Origin of the sequence: Comamonas sp. Z3, from assembly GCF_008121565.1 — a bacterium.
GTDB classification, from domain to species: domain Bacteria; phylum Pseudomonadota; class Gammaproteobacteria; order Burkholderiales; family Burkholderiaceae_C; genus Comamonas; species Comamonas brasiliensis.
Window position 1 is genome coordinate 95,415 of sequence record NZ_VOQU01000004.1, and the last position, 19,985, is coordinate 115,399.

General features: G+C 63.3%; 19 protein-coding genes. 3 read left to right on the forward strand and 16 right to left on the reverse strand.

Features of this window, described 5'->3' with window-relative positions; all coding sequences use genetic code 11:
* Positions 1 to 106 precede the first annotated feature (106 nt).
* A complete protein-coding gene (locus tag FSY59_RS12610) occupies positions 107 to 1,075 on the forward strand; it encodes a bifunctional hydroxymethylpyrimidine kinase/phosphomethylpyrimidine kinase (protein ID WP_003051503.1) in 969 nt (322 codons plus the stop codon).
* Positions 1,059 to 2,363: a glutamate-1-semialdehyde 2,1-aminomutase gene (hemL, locus tag FSY59_RS12615; protein ID WP_148729054.1), complete on the forward strand. Its 1,305-nt coding sequence runs from the start codon at positions 1,059 to 1,061 to the stop codon at positions 2,361 to 2,363. The genes FSY59_RS12610 and hemL overlap by 17 nt, the downstream gene beginning before the upstream one ends.
* Before the next feature lie 163 nt (positions 2,364 to 2,526).
* On the opposite strand, the gene FSY59_RS12620 is transcribed toward hemL, so the two are convergent.
* The 8 genes from FSY59_RS12620 to FSY59_RS12655 form a co-directional block, all read right to left on the reverse strand.
* Positions 2,527 to 3,162, reverse strand: coding sequence for a DNA-3-methyladenine glycosylase I (locus FSY59_RS12620; RefSeq protein WP_003051497.1), 636 nt, complete (start codon positions 3,160 to 3,162; stop codon positions 2,527 to 2,529).
* Between the two features lie 138 nt (positions 3,163 to 3,300).
* On the reverse strand, positions 3,301 to 4,785 hold the full coding sequence (locus tag FSY59_RS12625; protein ID WP_003051494.1) for an amino acid permease: 1,485 nt from the start codon (positions 4,783 to 4,785) through the stop codon (positions 3,301 to 3,303).
* A 285-nt stretch (positions 4,786 to 5,070) separates the two neighbouring features.
* Positions 5,071 to 5,769: a phosphatase PAP2 family protein gene (locus tag FSY59_RS12630; protein ID WP_003051491.1), complete on the reverse strand. Its 699-nt coding sequence runs from the start codon at positions 5,767 to 5,769 to the stop codon at positions 5,071 to 5,073.
* Positions 5,770 to 5,883: 114 nt separating this feature from the next.
* Positions 5,884 to 6,336 carry a c-type cytochrome gene (locus tag FSY59_RS12635; RefSeq protein ID WP_003051487.1) on the reverse strand — a complete coding sequence of 151 codons (453 nt, stop codon included), beginning with the start codon at positions 6,334 to 6,336 and terminating at the stop codon, positions 5,884 to 5,886.
* A gap of 182 nt (positions 6,337 to 6,518) precedes the next feature.
* Positions 6,519 to 8,117 (reverse strand): bifunctional phosphoribosylaminoimidazolecarboxamide formyltransferase/IMP cyclohydrolase, encoded by a 1,599-nt coding sequence (purH, locus tag FSY59_RS12640; RefSeq protein ID WP_148729055.1) that lies wholly within the window; start codon positions 8,115 to 8,117, stop codon positions 6,519 to 6,521.
* A gap of 86 nt (positions 8,118 to 8,203) precedes the next feature.
* A complete protein-coding gene (locus FSY59_RS12645; protein ID WP_003051481.1) occupies positions 8,204 to 8,437 on the reverse strand; it encodes a Fis family transcriptional regulator in 234 nt (77 codons plus the stop codon).
* Positions 8,434 to 9,498 carry a tRNA dihydrouridine synthase DusB gene (dusB, locus tag FSY59_RS12650; protein WP_043375099.1) on the reverse strand — a complete coding sequence of 355 codons (1,065 nt, stop codon included), beginning with the start codon at positions 9,496 to 9,498 and terminating at the stop codon, positions 8,434 to 8,436. The genes FSY59_RS12645 and dusB overlap by 4 nt, the downstream gene beginning before the upstream one ends.
* A gap of 153 nt (positions 9,499 to 9,651) precedes the next feature.
* Positions 9,652 to 10,443, reverse strand: coding sequence for a M15 family metallopeptidase (locus FSY59_RS12655; RefSeq protein WP_003051475.1), 792 nt, complete (start codon positions 10,441 to 10,443; stop codon positions 9,652 to 9,654).
* Between the two features lie 155 nt (positions 10,444 to 10,598).
* Here FSY59_RS12655 and FSY59_RS12660 point away from each other — a divergent pair, with 155 nt between their 5' ends.
* Positions 10,599 to 11,111: a YqaA family protein gene (locus FSY59_RS12660; RefSeq protein WP_003051472.1), complete on the forward strand. Its 513-nt coding sequence runs from the start codon at positions 10,599 to 10,601 to the stop codon at positions 11,109 to 11,111.
* A gap of 42 nt (positions 11,112 to 11,153) precedes the next feature.
* Here FSY59_RS12660 and FSY59_RS12665 read toward each other — a convergent pair whose 3' ends face one another.
* From FSY59_RS12665 to FSY59_RS12700, 8 genes are all read right to left on the reverse strand, one after another.
* Entirely contained in the window at positions 11,154 to 11,846 is a 693-nt protein-coding gene (locus tag FSY59_RS12665) for a hypothetical protein (protein WP_019042998.1), read from the reverse strand.
* A 291-nt stretch (positions 11,847 to 12,137) separates the two neighbouring features.
* A complete protein-coding gene (locus FSY59_RS12670) occupies positions 12,138 to 13,166 on the reverse strand; it encodes a tripartite tricarboxylate transporter substrate-binding protein (RefSeq protein WP_148729252.1) in 1,029 nt (342 codons plus the stop codon).
* A 43-nt stretch (positions 13,167 to 13,209) separates the two neighbouring features.
* Positions 13,210 to 14,079: a carboxylating nicotinate-nucleotide diphosphorylase gene (gene nadC, locus FSY59_RS12675; RefSeq protein WP_148729056.1), complete on the reverse strand. Its 870-nt coding sequence runs from the start codon at positions 14,077 to 14,079 to the stop codon at positions 13,210 to 13,212.
* Between the two features lie 151 nt (positions 14,080 to 14,230).
* Positions 14,231 to 15,169: a membrane protein gene (locus tag FSY59_RS12680; RefSeq protein WP_019042999.1), complete on the reverse strand. Its 939-nt coding sequence runs from the start codon at positions 15,167 to 15,169 to the stop codon at positions 14,231 to 14,233.
* Positions 15,170 to 15,214: 45 nt separating this feature from the next.
* Positions 15,215 to 16,603: a sensor domain-containing diguanylate cyclase gene (locus FSY59_RS12685; protein ID WP_050872443.1), complete on the reverse strand. Its 1,389-nt coding sequence runs from the start codon at positions 16,601 to 16,603 to the stop codon at positions 15,215 to 15,217.
* Between the two features lie 988 nt (positions 16,604 to 17,591).
* Entirely contained in the window at positions 17,592 to 18,407 is an 816-nt protein-coding gene (locus FSY59_RS12690) for a hypothetical protein (protein WP_255439393.1), read from the reverse strand.
* Between the two features lie 297 nt (positions 18,408 to 18,704).
* A complete protein-coding gene (locus FSY59_RS12695) occupies positions 18,705 to 19,328 on the reverse strand; it encodes a hypothetical protein (RefSeq protein WP_148729057.1) in 624 nt (207 codons plus the stop codon).
* On the reverse strand, positions 19,328 to 19,663 hold the full coding sequence (locus FSY59_RS12700; RefSeq protein WP_148729058.1) for a type I restriction endonuclease subunit M: 336 nt from the start codon (positions 19,661 to 19,663) through the stop codon (positions 19,328 to 19,330). Before FSY59_RS12700 ends, FSY59_RS12695 begins: the two co-directional genes overlap by 1 nt.
* Between the last annotated feature and the right edge of the window lie 322 nt (positions 19,664 to 19,985).

The window sequence follows — 19,985 nt, forward strand, 5'->3', positions numbered from 1 at the left end:
AGGGTCAGTCACAGCTTAAAGGGGCTTCACATAGAATGCAACGATTGTATCTAGTCACAACCCCGGCTCCCACCCTTGCATTCCCGGGTGCAAACTGGGGTGCGCCATGGCATTGAATCCCATCTCCTCCCCCCCCCCTCGCCGCACCCGCCAGGAAGAAGCGACAGAATCCGCTCCCGTCTGCGTGCTGTCCTTCAACAGCAGTGACCCCAGCGGAGCCAGCGGACTCTCGGCCGACATCGCCACCATCTCCTCCATCGGCGGTCATGCGCTGCCGGTGGCCTGCGGCGCCTACGCCAGAGACACGGCGCGCATCTACGAGCACTTTGCACTCGACGACGACGCGGTGACCGAGCAGGCACGCATGGTGCTGGAGGACATTGCCGTCACCGCCATCAAGGTCGGCTTCGTGGGCAGTCCTGCCAACCTGGCCGCCATTGCCACGATCTCCTCGGACTACCCCGACATTCCCATCATCAGCTACATGCCGGACCTGTCCTGGTGGGAGGACGACAAGCAGGATCAGTACCTCGATGCGTTCAAGGAGCTTGTCCTGCCTCAAACCTCGGTGTTGGTTGGAAACCACAACACGCTGTGGCGCTGGCTGCTGCCGGACTGGGAAAACAGCCGTGCGCCCACGGCGCGCGACATTGCCATGGCCGCCGAGGCACTGGAAGTGCCTTATGTGCTGGTGACCGGCATCCCCCTGCCCGACCAGTTCGTGGACAACGTGCTGACCACGGCCCAGTCCGTATTGGGCAACAGCAAGTACGAGATGTTTGACGCCACGTTCACAGGTGCCGGTGATACGCTGTCCGCAGCGATCACGGCCCTGCTGGCCACCGGCAACGACCTGGGTGCTGCGACCCTGGAGGCGCTGGAATACCTGGACCACAGCCTGGATGCAGGCTTTCGCCCCGGCATGGGCCACTATCTGCCGGATCGTCTTTTCTGGGCACAGCCCACCGAGGACGAGGAGTCCGAAGACGAGCAGGCCGAAGACTCCACCGATGACGAACCCGACTCCAAGCCGATTGAAGGCTTTGTGATTCCTTCCCATGACACAAAACACTGATCTGAATACTGCACTGTTCGAGCGCGCCAAGGGCGTGATCCCCGGCGGCGTGAACTCGCCCGTGCGCGCGTTTGCCGCCGTGGGCGGCACTCCCCGCTTCGTGAAGCGTGCGCAAGGTGCTTATTTCTGGGACCAGAACGATCAGCAGTTCACCGACTACATCGGCAGCTGGGGCCCCATGATCCTGGGCCATGGCCACCCCGAAGTGGTCGAGGCCGTGCAGGCCGCAGTGCTCGAAGGCTTCAGCTTTGGCGCCCCCACCGAGCGCGAAGTGGTGCTGGCCGAGAAGATCCGCGCCCTCGTGCCGAGCATGGACATGGTGCGCCTGGTCAGCTCCGGCACCGAAGCCGGCATGAGCGCGCTGCGCCTGGCGCGCGGCTACACCGGCCGCAACAAGATCATCAAGTTCAACGGCTGCTACCACGGCCATGCGGATTCGCTGCTGGTCAAGGCCGGCTCGGGTCTGGCTACCTTCGGCGCCTCGTCCTCGGCCGGTGTGCCCGCCGATGTGGCCAAGGACACCATCGTGCTGGAGTACAACGACATCGCCCAGCTCGACGAGGCCTTTGCCAAGATGGGCAGCGACATCGCCTGCGTCATCATGGAGCCGATTGCCGGCAATATGAACTTTGTGCGCGCCTCGGTGGACTTCACCCGCCGCATCTCCGAGCTGACCCGCGAGCATGGCGCGCTGCTGATCTATGACGAAGTCATGACCGGCTTTCGCGTCGCCCTGGGCAGCGCACAAAGCCTGTATGCCAAGGAGATCGAAGGCTTTGCGCCCGACATCACCGTGATGGGCAAGGTCATCGGCGGCGGCATGCCCATGGCGGCGTTCGGTGCGCGCCGCGAGATCATGGAAAAGCTCTCGCCGCTGGGCCCCGTCTACCAGGCCGGCACGCTGTCGGGCAACCCGATTGCCACGGCCTGCGGCCTGAAGACGCTGGAGCTGATCAGCCGCCCCGGCTTCCACGCCGAGCTGCACCTCAAGACCGGCCACCTGATGCAGGGCCTGAAGGCCGAAGCCAATGCCGCCGGCATTCCCTTCAGCGTGGACTGGCAAGGCGGGCTGTTCGGCTTCTATTTCCTGCCCGAGCTGCCCACGCACTACGCCCAGGTCATGAAGACCGACGGCAAGGTCTTCAACAAGTTCTATCACGGCATGCTGGAGCGCGGCCACTACTTTGCTCCGGCACTGTACGAGGCAGGCTTTGTCAGCGCCGCGCACAGCGACGAAGACATCGACCGCACCATTGAAGCGGCACGCGAAGTCTTCAAGACACTGTAGTTCCCAGCCCGCCCACCAGGCCCTGCAGTCTATGTCTGCAGGGCTTTTTGTTTTTTGCGGCAGACGGTGACCACACCTCGGCAGCCGGCCAGCCTGGCCCAGCCCTCGATGCCCGGCAAGCTGCACGCCAGGGACAGCTGCCAGGGCGCAATCTGGCAGTTGCTCAGGGCCGCTGGAAAGCGGCTCTGGCGCGCTCGACTTCGGCTCTGGTGATGCAGCCCGGCGCGTGGTCGTTGACCATGCCCATGGCCTGCATCAGCGCATACATGGTGGTCGGCCCGACAAACTTCCAGCCGCGCTTCTTGAGCTCCTTGGACAGGGATTGCGACTCCGGCGTCTGGGCCTGGATGGTCGTGCCCGTCGAGGGCACAGCCGGCTGATAGCGCCAGAAGAACGCGGCCAGCGTGCCTTCGGCCTGGACCATTTCGATGGCCCGCCGGGCGTTGTTGATCACGGCCTCTATCTTGCCGCGGTGGCGCACAATGCCCGCGTCCTGCAGCAGGCGCTGCACATCGGCCTCGCCGAACTGCGCCACGCGCCGGAAGTCGAAACCCGCAAAGGCGGCCCGGAAGTTCTCGCGCTTGTTGAGAATGGTCAGCCAGCTCAGGCCGGACTGGAAGCCTTCCAGGCAGAGTTTCTCGAACAGGCGCTGATCGCTGTCCACCGGGAATCCCCATTCGCGGTCGTGATAGTGCACATAGCCCGGCGTGGCCAGACACCAGCGGCAGCGCTGCTGGCCATCTTCGGCGGACTGGGTGGGGGAGCGGGTCGGCGTGGTCTCGGTGGGTTCGGTACTCATGCCCAGCACTCTAACCAATGCAAAAGCCCTGCAGGACGTTCCGTGCAGAGCTCTCTTATTAATAGCTACTTACGCTTGATATAAAACGATTTCAGATATAAAACATATTGAAATCAAGCAATATCATGCGTTTATAGCTCACTTTTTATCCGACTGAGCCAGGCGCGAATGGCGCATGCCATAGGCCATGTAGATCACCGCACCCAGCGCCATCCAGCCCACAAAGCGCAGCCAGGTCAGCGTGGTCAGATTCAGCATCAGATAAAAGCACAGCAGGGCCGAAAGCAGGGGCAGCACCGGCACCCAGGGCACGCGGTAGCCGGTGCCGGCGTCGGGGCGCTTCTTGCGCAGCAGCAGCACACCGATGCTGACCAGCACAAAGGCCGACAGCGTGCCGATGTTGATCATCTCCTCCAGCAGCTCCACCTTGGTGAACCCTGCCAGGACCGCGACCACGGCACCCACCATCAGTTGCAGGCGTACCGGCGTCTTGCGCCTGGCCGAGGTCACGCTCCAGCTGCGCGGCAGCAGGCCGTCGCGCGACAGCGCCATCAGGATCCGGGCCGAGCCCATGAGCAGTACCATGACCACCGTGGTCAGGCCCAGCAGCACGCCCACGGCGATCACCTGGGCGGCCCAGTTGGCGCCCACGCTGATGAAGGCCGTGGCCAGCGAGGGATTCTCGGCCTTGGCCAGCTCGGTATAAGGGACCATGCCGGTCAGCGCCAGCGTGACCAGGATGTAGAGCAGAGTCACCAGCGCCAGGCCGCCGAAGATGCCGCGCGGCAGCGTTTTCTGTGGCTCCCTGACTTCTTCGGCCGAGGTGGCGACCACGTCGAAGCCGATGAAGGCAAAGAACACCAGCGATGCACCCGAGATCACGCCCAGCCAGCCGTACTGGCTGGGGCGGGCACCGAACAGCCAGGCCAGCATGGGCTGGCCCCAGACATCGGCGGTCACGCCATGACCTGCCACGGGCGGCTGGGCCGGCGGCACAAAGGGCGTGAAGTTCTTCAGGTCCATATAGGTGAAGCCCACCACGATCACGAACAGGGTGATGGCGATCTTGATCAGGGTGAACACATTGTTGACCCGAGCCGACTCCTGCGTGCCCAGGATCAGCAGCCCGGTGAACACCGCCACGATGAAGAACGGCCCCCACTCCAGGCTGATGGCTCCCAGATGCAGGGTGCTGGGAATGTCCACGCCTGCCGTGGCAAACACCGTGGACAGGTAGATGCCCCAGTACTTGGCGATCACCGCGCCGGCGGCAATCATCTCCAGCAGCAGATTCCAGCCGATGATCCAGGCCACGCCCTCGCCCAGCGTCAGATAGGTATAGGTATAGGCGCTGCCCGTGACCGGCACGCTGGAGGCGAACTCCGCATAGCACATGGTGGCCAGCGCGCAGGTGGCGGCCGCCAGGATGAAGGAAAAAATCACGGCCGGCCCGGCAAAGCTGCCCGCCGCACGCGCGCCGACCGAGAAAATGCCGGCACCGACGGCCACGGCCACGCCGAGAATCATCAGGTCGAACGCGCCCAGGCTGCGTTGAAGTTGACGGCCCGGCTCGTCCGAATCGGCCAGCGCCTGTTCAATGGTTTTGGTTTTCAGCCACTGCATGCATATCTCCGGACTCTTGGCCGCATTGGTGGTGCGGCGTCTTCGGCCCGGTCCTTTTGTTCAAAACGGCATCCTAGGGATTCCACCAATAACGCGCAGATTCCCTGCAGCATCACCAGTCCGTTTGCATGTTTTGTGCAAGCCTGGCAGCACAGCCTTCGCAAAACCGACTAGCCAGTCGCGTGCTTCACGAAGCCTGCACAGGGCGCAGGAACAGCGCCGCAGAACTGCATGCAAGCGATCACTGACGCAGGATTCGCAATGGGCCGGGCCTGCCCCGAGAGCTCAGATGCGCGGTGGCTGCGGCGGCACATCGGCCGGGCGAATCAGCACACAGAGCACGGCTGTCAGCAGCAATGCCGTGACCACGTCCAGCACATGGTGCTGGTGCACCAGCATGGTGGAGGCGCAGATGGCCACACTCCACAGCACCATGAGCACGCACAGCGCGCGGCGACCGCGCGGCCATTGCGCCTGGCAGATGGCCAGACAGGTCAGCGCCGTGTAGACAATGTGCAGCGAGGGCAGCAGATTGTGCGGCTGGTCCACGAAGAACATGGTCGAGAAAATGCTGCGATAGGGCTCCACCTCGGGGATCACGCGGTCGAAGGCCAGATTCGCCGGAAACAGCACAAAGACCAGACCGCAGATCAGCGTGGCCAGCACCTGGCGCTTGCCCAGCGCCGCCGTATCGGGCTGGCCCACCAGCCAGAACGGCAGGGCCAGAAACGGGAAAAACGAGAAATAGACAAAGATGAATTCCGGCACCAGCGGAATCATCGCGTCCCAGCGCGTGATGAAGTCATAGCGCTGATCGCGCAGGCTGGCCAGCCAGTTGGCCGTGGGATAGATCGCGTAGGTGGCGATATTCACCCAGATGGCCCAGAAGACAAAGCCACGCTGACGCGCCGGGGCATGCACAGGCCTGTGCAGGGCTTGATCGGCTTGACTCAGCACAGGAACGGGCGCGGGCGGTTTTCTCATGTGCGGATTATGAAAGCAAGGCCGGCCACCCTGCGCAGGCTGCAAAGCAAAAAAAGGCCACCAGCGCAAAGCGCCGGCAGCCTTTGAATTCACGCAGGATCTCGGCAACCGGGCTTATTGAGCCGCAGCCGCTGGCGCCTGAGCCGACAGCACCCAACGGGCCATCTGCAGAGAATCGGCCTCGCTGATTTGCGGGTGGCGCGGCATGATCACATTGCCCCAGACACCCACGCTGCCACTGCGAATCTTGTCTGCCAGATAGCTCTGGGCATCGGCTTGCGAGCCATACTTCTGTGCGATCTCCGTAAAGCCAGGGCCCACAAATTTGCGGTCCAGACCATGGCAGCGCATGCAATCTGCGCCCTCCACCAGCTTTCGGGCCGCCGCCAGCTCGGGCTTGGCAGCCACCAGCGCATCCGCCGCCTTCTCGGCCGTGCTGACCCGCATGATGCGCCAGCCGATATTGGCCACGCCTAAGGCGCTAGCCACCATGACCAGCCCGATCAGCCAGCCCATCCAGCGCGGCCTGGGCGGATAGTTTTCTTCGTCGTCGATGGGATCTGTCATACCAAGCACCAGATTGAAAAAAAATGGCCAGCAGATGCCGGCCACAGAGCACAAAGCACAAAACTGGCGCGCCCTAAAACCAGAGACACCAAGGAAGCGCCGCCGCGCACCGAGGGTGTCGCCCCCCTCCGGCGCTCAGCGCCAGAGAGGGGGAAGGCACGATAGCGCCTCAGGGGGAGCAATTAGTGCCTGAAATGGCGCACGCCGGTGAACACCATGGCCACGCCACGCTCATTGGCCGCATCGATCACTTCCTGATCGCGCATGGAGCCGCCGGGCTGGGCCACGCAGGTAGCGCCTGCATCGACCACCACGTCCAGGCCGTCACGGAAGGGGAAGAAGGCATCCGACGCCACGACGGTGTTCTGCAGCGACAGCTTGGCGGCTTCGGCCTTGATGGAGGCGATGCGCGCCGAATCCAGGCGCGACATCTGGCCGGCACCCACGCCCATGGTCATGCCGTTCTTGCAGAAGACGATGGCATTGGACTTGACGAACTTGGCCACGTTCCAGGCGAACAGCAGGTCCTGCAGCTCTTCGGGCGTAGGCTGCTTGACGGTCACGACCTTCAGGTCGGCCAGCTTGAGCTCGTGGTTGTCGGAGGTCTGCAGCAGCAGGCCCGAGCCGATGCGCTTGGACTCGATGGCGTTGCGGCCGTTGTCCCAGTCGGTTGCGCCGCCCGCGGGCAGAGCGATCTTCATCAGGCGCACATTGACCTTGGCCTTGAAGATTTCCAGGGCTTCGGCGCTGAAATCGGGGGCCATCAGCACTTCGACGAACTGCTTGGACACGGCTTCGGCAGCAGCCTTGTCCACGGCGCGGTTGAAGGCGATGATGCCGCCGAAGGCGCTGGTGGGGTCGGTCTGGAAGGCCTTGGAGTAGGCTTCGAAGGCGCTCGCACCCACGGCCACGCCGCAGGGGTTGGCGTGCTTGACGATCACGCAGGCGGGCACGTCAAAGCTCTTGACGCATTCCCAGGCCGCATCGGCGTCGGCGATATTGTTGTAGCTCAGTTCCTTGCCCTGCAGCTGCACGCCCGTGGCCAGCGAGCCGGGTGCGGGGTACAGGTCGCGGTACCAGGCAGCTTGCTGGTGGCTGTTTTCACCGTAGCGCAGATCCTGGATCTTGACGAACTGGCTGTTGCTCTGGCCGGGGAACAGATCACGTGCAGGCACGTATTCTTCGCTGAGCTTCTCGTCTTCGAACCTGACCGAGGACAGGTAGTCGCTGATGGCGCCGTCGTACTGGCTGATGCGGTTGAATGCTGCCACGGACAGCGCAAAGCGCAGCTTGTCGGACAGTTTGCCGGCAGCCTTCAGCTCGCCCAGCACGGCCTCGTACTGGTCGGCGGCAGTGACCACGCCCACATCCTTCCAGTTCTTGGCGGCGGAGCGCACCATGGCGGGGCCGCCGATGTCGATGTTCTCGATGGCGTCGGCCAGGGTGCAGCCCGCCTTGGCCACGGTGGCTTCGAAGGGGTAGAGATTGACCACCAGCAGGTCGATGGTCTCGATGCCATGTTCCTTGAGCGCGGCCATGTGCTCGGGCAGGTCGCGACGAGCCAGCAGACCGCCGTGCACCATGGGGTGCAGGGTCTTGACGCGGCCATCCAGCATTTCGGGGAATCGGGTGACTTCAGCGACTTCGGTCACGGGCAGGCCCTTGTCGGCCAGCAGCTTGGCAGTGCCACCGGTGGACAGCAGCTGCACGCCAAGAGCGTGCAGGGCCTGCGCAAATTCGACGATACCGGTCTTGTCAGAGACGGAGATCAGAGCTTTCATGGGCGTCAATTCAAAGTTTGGATAAAAACAAGCTGCAAGTGCAGATGGATCGGCGCTTGCAGCTATGGATTCGGTAGCCTCGTCGTTCAGAGCAACTCGTGATCGACCAGCTTTTTGCGCAGGGTGTTGCGGTTCAGGCCCAGCCATTCGGCAGCGCGCGACTGGTTGTTGTCGGCCTGGCCCATCACCACTTCCAGCAGCGGTTTTTCAACCAGACGAATCACCATGTCGTAGACATTGGCCGGTGTTTCGCCCTCGAGATCGCGGAAATAGCCCTCCAGGCTATCGCGAACGACTTGTTCTAAATTCTGATGGCTCATGCAGTCATTTCTGCCGGTTCATCCAGCTCGCTGCTTGCTTCAGCAGCGGCCGTGGCCGCCGGGATACGATCCATCTGCTGCCCGAGGGCCTCCAGATAGTCGGCCACGGCCTGCCATTGCACCGCACAGTCCTCAATGGTGTTGATGTGTTTTCTGAACTCTTCCCCGCCCGGCAGAGCACGCAGATACCACGCAATATGCTTGCGGGCGCTGCGCACGCCGACTCCCTCGCCGTACAGGCTGTAGTGATCTTGCAGATGCTCGAGCAGCAGGCGGCGCAGCTCGGCCACCAGAGGCGCAGCCATATGCTCGCCGGTGGCCAGAAAGTGCGCAATCTCGCGGAAGATCCACGGCCTGCCCTGCGCTGCGCGGCCGACCATGATGGCATCCGCCCCCGTGTAGGCCAGCACATCGCGGGCTTTTTCGGGGCTGTTGATATCGCCGTTGGCCACCACGGGCACCCGGACCGCCTGCTTGACGGCCGCAATCGTGTCGTACTCGGCAAAGCCCTTGTAGCCCTGCTCGCGCGTGCGCCCGTGCACCGTCAGCATCTGGATGCCGACCTCCTCGAACTGGCGCGCCAGCAAGACAGCGTTCTTGTGCGTGTCGCACCAGCCCGTGCGCATCTTCAGGGTGACGGGCACGTTGTAGGGGCGTGCGGCTTCCACGACGGCCTGGGCGATCTCCACGGCCAGCGGCTCGTTCTGCATCAGGGCGGAGCCCGCCCATTTGTTGCAGACCTTCTTGGCCGGGCAGCCCATGTTGATGTCGATGATCTGCGCGCCGCGCTCGATGTTGTAGACGGCGGCTTCGGCCATCATGAGCGCTTCGGTGCCGGCGATCTGCACGGCAATCGGTCCGGGCTCGCCTTCATGGTTGGCACGGCGGCTGGTCTTGAGACTGTTCCACAGATCCTTGCGGCTGGTCACCATCTCGCTGACCGCATAGCCGGCCCCCAAGGCCTTGCACAGCTGACGAAACGGCCGGTCCGTCACTCCCGCCATGGGAGCGACAAACAGACGATTTGCCAATGGAATATGACCAATGTGCAGGGCGGGCATGGAGAAAGTTGGCTTCGGCGGCAGACAGGGTCTGGCGCAAACCGGGCGCTGGAAAAGAGGGCCGGATTATACCTGCCCAAAATTTCAGCAGAACCAAACACCATGCATCACCCTGCGGGTCGAATCACTATCAGGCGCTGCGGCCCCGGCGCCTCAGTTGCTGCGCACCGGCATGTCGAAGTACTGCTCGGAATAGGGCTCGCCGACCAGCGTGTAGTGCCACCACTCCTCGGGCAGATTCTTCCAGCCGTTGCGCTGCATCAGGCTGCGCAGCCAGCGCCGGTTGTGCTGCACATCGGGCGACTGCTGGGCATTGTCGGTATGCGACTGCTCGTCAAACAGATCGAAGGGCGTGCCCATGTCCACCTCGATGCTGTCGGCCAGCGGACCGCGTACCCACTTGCTGGCGCGCCTGGCATCCACCACCAGCAGCGTCATGTCCACGGTGCTGGCACGGCTGTGACCCGACTTCTCGGCGATATAGCCGCGCTTGAACAGCTCGCTCTTGGGCACGCGCGGGTAATACATGTCCTTGTTCTTCTGGTCGGCCAGATCACGGCCCCAGCGCACAAAGTCGTCGACGGCCTTCTGCGGGCGGTAGCAGTCATAGACCTTCAGGGCCAGGCCCTGTCCTGCCAGCTCGCGTTGAACGGCGGCCAGGGATTCGGCGGCCGCGCGGCTGAGCCAACATTCCCCGGCCTCATAGCCGGCCACGGGACGGCCCAGGAAGTTGTGGCGTGTTGCATAGCGCATATCCTGGCGCACGCCCGGAGCCACGCTGGAGAGCTTCACCAGGCGCGCCGTGCCGATATCGACCGGTGCCTGCGTGCCCGGCGCCACGCCCGTGAACGAGACGCAGCCCGCGATCAGGCCCAGGGCCGTGGCCGCCAGGCCCGTCTTGAACCATTGCCCGGCCATCGCCACGCGTGCTGTGTTGAAAGCCATTCCTACTCACTCCTTTGTTCTTGTGCGTGCACACCATACCTCAGCCCATGCCCTGCCCGCCGCAAAATATTCTCGCGCTGCCATGCCCCACGGGCCCTGCTGCGGTCCAAGGGAAATCGCGCAGCGCCTAAACTCACCAGCCTATGGAAGCTTGGATGCATCAGTTGCTGCAGTGGCTGGCCCTGCCGCAGTTCGGTTTGAGTACCGTGTTCATCGTGGCCCTGGTCTCGGCCACGCTGCTGCCCCTGGGTTCGGAGCCTGCGGTGGCGGGGCTGCTCACGCTCAATCCGCACCTGTTCTGGCCGGCCATCCTGGTGGCCACGGCCGGCAACACCGTGGGCGGAGCCATCAGCTGGTGGATGGGCCTGGGCGCCCACAAGGCCTGGAAGCTGGCCCGAAGCCGCCGCCATCAGGGAGACGAGGCGCCGGCTCCGCCGCACAAGCCGCCCCACAGGCAGTCACGCTACCACCGTCTGGCACGCTACTGGCTGCGGCGCTTCGGCGCCAAGGCCTGCCTGCTGAGCTGGCTGCCCGTGGTGGGCGATCCGCTGTGCGCCGTGGCCGGCTGGCTGCGCCTGCCGTTCTGGCCCTGCGTGCTGTACATGGCCATTGGCAAATTCCTGCGCTATCTGATCATGACGGTGGTCATACTGCACTTCATCCCCTGAGAACCTGCTGGCGTTCCAAGCCCGGCAGCCGTTGCCGCCGCATCAGGGCAGAAAGGGGGCCGTCAGCAGGCGCAAGCCCACCGAGATCCAGCGCTGGCTACCGTCACCGAAGCGATTGCCGTAGGTGGCATCGATCTGCACACGGTCGGGCACCAGCCAGTGGCGCAGCCCGACCTGCGCCAGGGGCCGGCCCGAGCCTCCGCCATAGGTTTCGGCAATCAGCCAGGTACGGCCCGTCAGCTGCGTCTCCGAACCCAGCCCCCAGGTGAAGCGGTTGCTGTGCACGCCCTGATCGCGCCGCCAGCCCACATTGGTGTGCAGCACCACCTTGTCGTCAAGGAAGGAAAAGCTGGCCGGCACATAGGCATAGGTATCGTGGCCGCCACCCGCATCGCGGCGCGGGTCGCGTGCCAGCCCCATGACCAGGCCCACGCCCCAGCCGTTGGTCTCCAGCGGCTTGAACAGGGTCTTGCCCTGGATCACCTGGGCGCTGGCGCGCGTGCTGCCATCCATGCGCGTGAGCGCGCCGCCCATGGTCAGCTCCAGATTGCCTGTGAAATTGCAGGCCGGCAGGGCCCAGAACTCGGCATGCCCCTTGGGGTGGCGTACCCAGCTCTCGAGCTGGCAGGCCTTGGCGTCGACAATGCGCGCATCGTCGGTGTTCATCGGGCGCGCGGCATGGGCGCTGCCGGCCAGTACGGCCATGGCAGCGGTCAACAGTGTCATGGGGCGCATCGGTTCTTCCTGGTCTGTATAGGTTCTTCTGAGGCCGCGCAAGCGCATGTTCACGCTCCGAGCCCGACAATTTAGCGCCGCACTGTGACACAGGTTTGGCAGGCCTGAACAAAGCCGCGCCGATTCAGGGACGGGCCGCTGTGGCATGTGCAGACGGCAAAGTCTCTGGTCGGCTCAGGGATTAATAAATTAATAGCTTCTGTCGCCTTCTGATAAACAATTTCAATATGAAAACAAACTGAATTTGTTTATTTATTGGCGATTACAGCTATCAAAATTATCGGTTCACCCTCAGTCCACCCCCAGCCCCAGATGCTGTGCGAGCGCCGCGTAGCGCTGCATGTCTGCCTGTATCCGCGCCTCGAACTGCGCGGGCGAATCCGAGGCCAGCACATAGCCCTGCTCCTGAAGCGCCTGGCGCATGGCCGGCTGATTCAGGATGCGTGCCAGCTCCTCGTGCAGTCGCGCCACCACGCCATCCGGAGTGGCCGCCGGCGCCAGCAGGCCATGCCACTGCTCCACGGCAAAACCCCTCACGCCCAGCTCGGCCACGGTGGGCACGCCGGCCAGCTGGGCCACGCGCTGCGGGCCGGTTACAGCCAGAGCGCGCAGACGCCCGGCCGCAATCAGCGGCGCGGCGCTGCTGATGGTCACCACGCCCAGCGGCACCTGGCCTGCAGCCACGGCCATGGCCGCCGGGCCGCAGCCCTTGTAGGGCACATGCTGCAGCCGCGTGTGCAGGGCCTGGGCCAGCATCTCGGCCGCCATGTGCTGGGGCGTGCCGTTGCCGCAGCTCGCAAAGGCCTGGGCAGCCCCTTCCGCGGACGGGGCCAGCACATCCGCCAGAGCCTGCGCGCCGGTGGGCGCGGCTCCCTTCTGTGCGCCAGCGCCCTGCGGGGCATATTTCGGAGCGACATCCTCCGGCGGCAGCACCAGTACCGAGGCGATGGTGCCCGCGTTGAACACGGCGCGGAAGTCGCGCTGCGGATCGAAATCCAGCTGCCGGTAGACGCCGGGATTGATGGCAAACGAGCTGTTGACCATGAGCAGCACGCTGCCGTCGGCCGCAGCGCGCGCCACTTCGCGTGCACCGATGTTGCCGCTGGCGCCCGGGCGGTTGTCCACCACCACGCTCTGGCCTATGCGCTCCTGCAGAGCCGTGCCCAGCCGACGGGCCAGCAGGTCCGTGCCGCCGCCGGGCGGAAAGGTCACGACGATGGTGACGGGCTTGTCAAAGCGCATCGTGGCCGCAGCGCCCCTGTGCGATTGCCACAGGCCCACAGCCACGACGGCCAGGGCCAGCGTGGCCGCCGCAGTCATCCCGATGCGGCGAGCGGCCGGTCCTGCCGCGAGACGCGCCATCTCAGGCGTCGAGGCCAATGTCGAGCACGCGCGCGCTGTGCGTGAGCCAGCCCACGGCGATCTGCTCGACCCCCGTGGCGGCCACGGCCGGCGCGGTCTCCGGCGTGATACGGCCCGAGGCTTCGGTGATGGCCCGGCCCTTGCACATGGCCACCGCCGTGCGCAGATCCTCCAGGCCCATATTGTCCAGCAGCACCACGTCCACGCCCAGCTGCAGCGCCACGTCCAGCTGCGCCAGCGTGTCCACTTCCAGCTCGATCTTGACCATATGGCCCACGCCGGCGCGGGCGCGTCTCACGGCCGTGGCGACATCGCCGGCCAGCGCGATATGGTTGTCCTTGATGAGCACGGCGTCATCCAGGCCAAAGCGGTGGTTGCTGCCGCCGCCGACCCGCACGGCGTATTTCTGCAAGGCACGCAGGCCCGGCATGGTCTTGCGCGTGCAGGTCACCCGCGTGCCAAAGGGCTTGATGGCCTCGGCGATCGAATGCGTGGCCGTGGCCACGCCGCTGAGATGACAGAGGTAATTGAGCGCCGTGCGTTCGGCCGTGAGCATGGCCCGGCTTTTGCCGCGAATGCGGGCGATCTCCATGCCGGGCTGCAGCCGCGTGCCGTCTGCGCAGCGAACGTCAAACTCCAGGCGAGCGTCCATCAGCACGAAGGCCAGGCGTGCCAGATCGAGTCCGGCCAGCACGCCCTCCTGCCTGGCCACCAGGCGCAGCTCATCCACGGCATCGGCGGGAACAATGGTGTCGGTGCTCAGGTCTCCGGCGCGCCCCAGATCTTCCAGCAAGGCCATGCGCACCAGCGGCTCCAGCATCACATCGGGCAAGGAGGGGATGGGCAAGGCCGCAATTTTATTAATGCTCATTTTGAGTATTTATGGTTCAATAAAAAACGCGAAGGCATCCGGATCACTGCCGCGCCTCGCGCAAACCGACTTATGCTAAATCTGAGCATTACTTAAGTCAAGCCGTCGCCGCAGTGAAAACAGTTCCCCATCCACTGCAGGAATCAGGCCGTCAATGACTTCTTGCCAGCGGCAGCTTGTTGCCTGCGATGGCGCGCTCCAGCATCACATTGCGCCGGAAGCGGAACAGCTTGGCCGGGCGGCCCGCACCCACGGCCGTCACCTGGCCGGTCTCCTCCACCAGTGCCTGCTGCTCGATCAAGCGACGGAAGTTCTGCTTGTGCAGACCGCGCCCGGCCAGCGCCTCCACGGTCTGCTGCAGCTGCAGCAGCGAGAACTCCTCGGGCATCAGCTCGAACACCACGGGCCGGTACTTGATCTTGGCGCGCAGGCGGGCCATGCCGGTGGCAAGAATGCGGCGATGGTCATTGCCCATGGCCGCACCGGGCAGCAGCGAAGCGGCAGCATCGCCCTCCCCCTCTCCCCAGGCTTCGGGCACCACGGCGGCCTCGAACAGCAGCTCGTAGCGCTGCAACACCAACTCCTCGTTCCACTCGTGCTCATCGAGACCAAAAGTCATGGCCGCTCTTTGCCATCTGGCGCTTCTGGCCACGCTGTCCGAAGCTTTTTCGCTCCAGGCATGCAGCGCTGGCGCAATGCGCTCGGCGATCACGCCGGGCATGCCTTCGCGCCAGTCCTCCCAGGGGAAGTAGCGGTACCAGTCCTGCCAGCCCGGCTGGGCGGCACCGGTCTCGTCCAGCTCCTGTGTCAGCGCCAGATAGCTGATGGAGATGACATGCATGCCCAGTTGCTGCGAGCGCTCGCGATCCGCAAAGGTATAGAGCTGCTCCACAAAGCCCAGCGGATGGTGGGTCTGCTTCTCCACCCAGGCGCGCAGGCTGGCCTGCAGCGAGCGGTGGTTGCTGGTAAAGGGCCCGGCAGGCAAGGCCCGCCCGGACCCGGTGGTCAGGATACGGGGCTGGCCGCCCGTGACGGCGACCAGCACTGCCACCAGATCGGCCTGCACGGAATGCAGTTCTGAATTGTTCAAACCACTCAAAAGCTTTGGAGACAAGGTCGGGAAGAAAGACAAATTCTACGGTGCGGCCGACCCTGTCCACGGCTTATCCGGGCTCTGCCCCGAAAAGCTCAGGGCATCGCACTGCGCAAGTGCCTCGGGAGCCTGCACCAGCGGCATGTTCATCGACCCCGTGGCAATGGCTACCTGATTGCGGCCCCGGTGCTTGGCTCGGTAGAGCGCGGCATCTGCGCGCTTGAGCAAATCGTCCTCGGTCTCGCCCGGCTCCCAGAGCCCCACGCCCAGGGAGATGGTGAAGCCCCCGGCCTCGGGGTCCGAACATGCCTCCACGGCGCAACGGATGCGTTCGGCCAGGCTCACGGCCACGCCGAGGCTGGCATCCGAGAGAATGATCAGGAACTCCTCGCCGCCCCAGCGCACGGCATGGTCATAACGACGGACCTTGCCCGAAAGTACCTGCGCCACCATCTTGAGCACGCGGTCTCCGGCCACATGGCCGAAGCGGTCGTTGACCTGCTTGAAAAGATCGATATCGCCCAGGATCACCCCATAGGGCCGCAACTGGTTCTGGGCCTGCAGCTGGCCGCGCTTGAGTTCGGCCTCTCCCGCATGGCGGTTGAGCAAGCCCGTCAGCTTGTCGCGGTTGGCGCGCTCACGCAGCTCCATCTCTCGCTTGACCATGCGGCTGATGTCCTTGGATGCCCCCACATAGTGGCTGACCTGGCCCGACTCATCGCGCAGGGCCGCAATGCTTTGCTCGGCGTAGTACACGCCACCGCTTTTGTGGCGGTTGATGAAGGTGGCGCGAAAGTTGTGCCCCAGACTCAGGGCCTCCTGCAGCTGGGCGTAGAACTCGGGCTCGTGCAGACCCGAGCGCAGCATCTCGGTCGGCTGGCCCAGCAGTTCCGCCGCGCTATAGCCCGTCAGGGCTTCAAAAGCCTGGTTGACGAAGACGATGGTGGAGTGGCGGTCCGTGATCAGAATGCCATCATTGGCCGCATTCAAGGCCCTGGCCAGCAGCGCGCGCTCCTGCTCGGCCTGCACACGCTCCGAGATATCGCGCTGCACGGCCACAAAATGCCGGATCACGCCCCGCTCGTCACGCACCGGAGAGATATTCCACTCCACGTGGTAGCTCTGGCCGTCCTTGCGGTAGTTCACCACACTGCCCTGGAACGGCAGACCCTGCTCCAGCGAGTCATGCAGGCGCTGCAGCTCCATCAGGTCCGTCAGCGGCCCCTGCAGCATGCGCGGCGAGCGGCCCAGCAGCTCTGCTTCGGCATATCCGGTCATCTCGCACAGGGCCGCATTGCAGTACTCGATCACCGGCCCTTCGCCGCCCAGACTGGCATCGGTAATCATCACCGCACAGAAGGACTGGCCCATGGCGATCTCCAGCAGCTGGCCGGTGATCGTTCGCTTTGCGGTGGCATTGGCACGAATCATGTTGGGGACCTCGAGCGCGCTGTGCAGTCGTGAGGGCTCATTATTCGTTACTTTGCGTCACTTGCGTATATCAAAGATTTCTGTGCTCCGCTGGTCCCTGCCTCGCCGCCGGCCCTGATGGATGGCGAAAGCCCAGGTTGGCCCCTGCATATTGTTCTGAGCGGCGTCAGCAAGGCTCGGCAGCGCCAAGAACACCCGGACCGCCAGAGGTCCGCGAGACTTTGAGGCAGAGACCAGACGCAGCCGCATCCTGGCCCTTGCCGCCGAAAGCCCGCATAAAAAAAGCCCCGCCATGGCTGGCGGGGCTTTTAGCGCTGCAATGCGCAGCAGGCGTCAGACGTTAAACAGGAAGACAACGGCCACAACCCTTGAAAACACTCGATTCTCCGTCATACCACCTCTATCCATACCCGCTTTTGTACCCACTAAAAAATAGGTGACATCGCTTGGTCTCTGCGCGACCCCAACCCTTCTCATTGCTGAGTGAGTAAGCGAGCCTTCGCTGGCCGATCACCATCGCTTCATTATCACCACAATGCAGGGTGACAGGTGATGCACGCATGGTGCTACGCCGGCTCATTCCATAGCTAGACAGCCATCATCCGGCTTCACGCCCCCACGTCAGTTACAGACATCTCGAATCTGGATGCAGCGATCGGCAACAAAGATCATCGATGGCAAGGCTCGCACCTGGTCAACCACCACCTTCAGGACCGAGCATGCCCTGGAACGCCAGCACGTGCTCCAAAACCTGTAATGCCGTGTCCGTGCCCCATTCGATGACGTCGGCCAAGCTCATGCAGGAAGGGTTCCACAACCCATCGCACCAGCAACAACTGACCTCCCATTTGACTGCACTCAGCCGCTCAAAAACCGGGGGGTGCAGTTGTGCTGCCTTCCAACGTTTGGCGATCGCCAACTGCAGATTGGCTGACAGCACCCCCTCGCCTTGCAGCCGTAAGCGCACGCCCAACCCTGATCCCCACCCCTATTGACTTAGCTGCACCATGGTCAAGTTGGGCCACGCCGGTGCGGCACCAAACGCACGAGGCAGCTGAATTGCCAGCATCGGGTGCCCTTGTCGCAGGTGCACAGCCAGTGACAGCGGCAAAGTCTCCGTCACGCCCTGCACTTGCAGTTTGACGCTTGGGGGATTCGTCAGTTGAGCCTGCAAGGTTCGCTTTACGCACCTCCACCATGCAAGGCGCTGTTCAGGCCCATCATCCAATGCCCGATAAAGCCGTTCGTGCCACGCGATGCGTCTGGCCAAAGCTCTGGCACTCAGGCCCATGGCCTCGGCTATTTCCTGAATGGCCAGCATGATGTGCCCATGCGCAGGGGCTTGACCCAGCACCCGCCTGGCAAACTTCAGTACCCACGGCACATCGCAGCGCCCTAGGTCTAGGAACCATACCAACGCTGCAATCATGTCTGCCGGCAGATGTTGTGCACCTTGCAGGACAGCTTGCGCATCTGCCGAATCCCGCCACTGCAGCCAACTGGCAGCATTGGTGAGACCCAGCGTTTCCAAGAATGTGACTAGGCTACGCAAACACTGCACGGCCTTGATGGCACATGCTGATTGGGCAATTTCTCCATGCCACAGCAAAACGGCCAATTCAGCATCTTCATCAGACCCATACTGTTGCAGCAGCATCACCAGCCGTGCCAAGCTGCCCAAGCCCTGCTGCGGCACCGCACACCGTGCAAAGGCTTGCCATGCAGCGGTGCGCTGGCTGATCGGCTCAATCACCTGCAGCGCTGCATCGGCTAATTCCAGCACCATGGCCGATTGCAGCTCCATACAGGGCCTTGCAACATGCACATAACGTCCAGCCTCGGCACAGCCGTTAAAACAGCATGGCCACTGACCGCTGCATTCGTGCTGAACGGGTGTAGCCGTATCTAGGTCGGGCAAGGTCATCACCGCTGCCAGCAAGCGCCGGTAGCGGTGCCATCTCAAGTGATAAGGGTACATGGTGGAGCTTTCAAACAGGCACGCCGCAACGGCACCTAAGCGCAGCCTTAAAGGCAAAACACCAGGCGCACCACGTGCACTAGGGAAATCAGGAAAAAGAGAGCGGGAAACTGAAGCCGAGGCTCAAGTCAGTTGAATGGCCTTGCCACGACGGACACGCAGGCCCACCTGCACCACCTTTTCCATGGTGGCTTTCTCGGACCAGCGGGCATTGGTGTTGCGCAGCTTCTTGCTGCCCCAATGCTCCAGCAAAGCATTCCATGGGGTCAGTGGCACACCGTCCATCAAAGGATCGAGCACCAGCAGGGAATGCGGCTTGTCCTGGACATACATCACCCCCACCGCCAACACCCAATGGCTATAGCTGGGCGATGTGAAGCGCACCAAGCACACATGATCGGACTCGAGGGCGGCTATCGTGCGAGCCTCAACATCACGTCGCAAGGGACGGCAATGCACCTGTTCAGCAAACGGTGCGAACTGCTCCTTGAGTTGCGCAGCAGAACACCCGGTGAAGTAACGGGACTGCCCAATGGCACAAACCTCGGCTAGGCGCTCATCGGGCTCATCCTCATACAAGGCATCGCGCGACACCACGCCCAGCAACATGAGCGCCATCAGCACGCAATGATGGCCGCAAGCCATATCACTCTCGCCCTGGCGTAGTAACAGCTTATCGCTGTGTGCCAGTGCCCCCTGGCGCCCCACACTCAGCTCGGAATGCATCACAAAGCGCTGTCTTGCCATCAATACTCCTCGGGCAACAGCAGCGTTGTGCTGCTGCGATCAGCTTCCGTGATGATCCACAGCCGCTGCGTAGGCCCCAGCACATACACCGACATCACCCGTGCGCGGTGCACCAGGGCCTCTGCATTGGTCTGCCGATCCTCCTCACAGACATCGCCCCAATCGCCCGCCATATGCCGCAGCACAAACCGCAGCGGGGTCAGTTGCAAAGAGCGAAGCAACTCCAAGGCCCCTGGTGTGGCCAGAACTTGGCCGAGGGGTAACAAGGGAACTGCAACGCCAGACGCAGAAGAAGAATCATTCGGGCATGCGGCGGCCTGACCTGCATCAGTCATAGAAAACTCCAGAAAGGGAAAGTCAAAGGGGAAACAAGGCCCAGAGGCTCGCCGGCCACTTACCTCAAGCCCACGCCAAACGACAGGCACAGCTGCGCCGCACAAGCCTTCAAAGGCGTGCGCGGGCAATCGGCCTAATCAATTCAGACGGAGAGCAAAAAAAGAGAGGGAAGTGCTCGAGAAACTGAGCGGAGAACGGTACCCGTGAGCCCACGCCAAGGCAGGAAGGGCACCGGCATCACCTGCACTGATTATATCAAATATAACCAAAACACATATTTATTTAAATTTATATTCCAAAATGAAAAATAAACATCTTCCC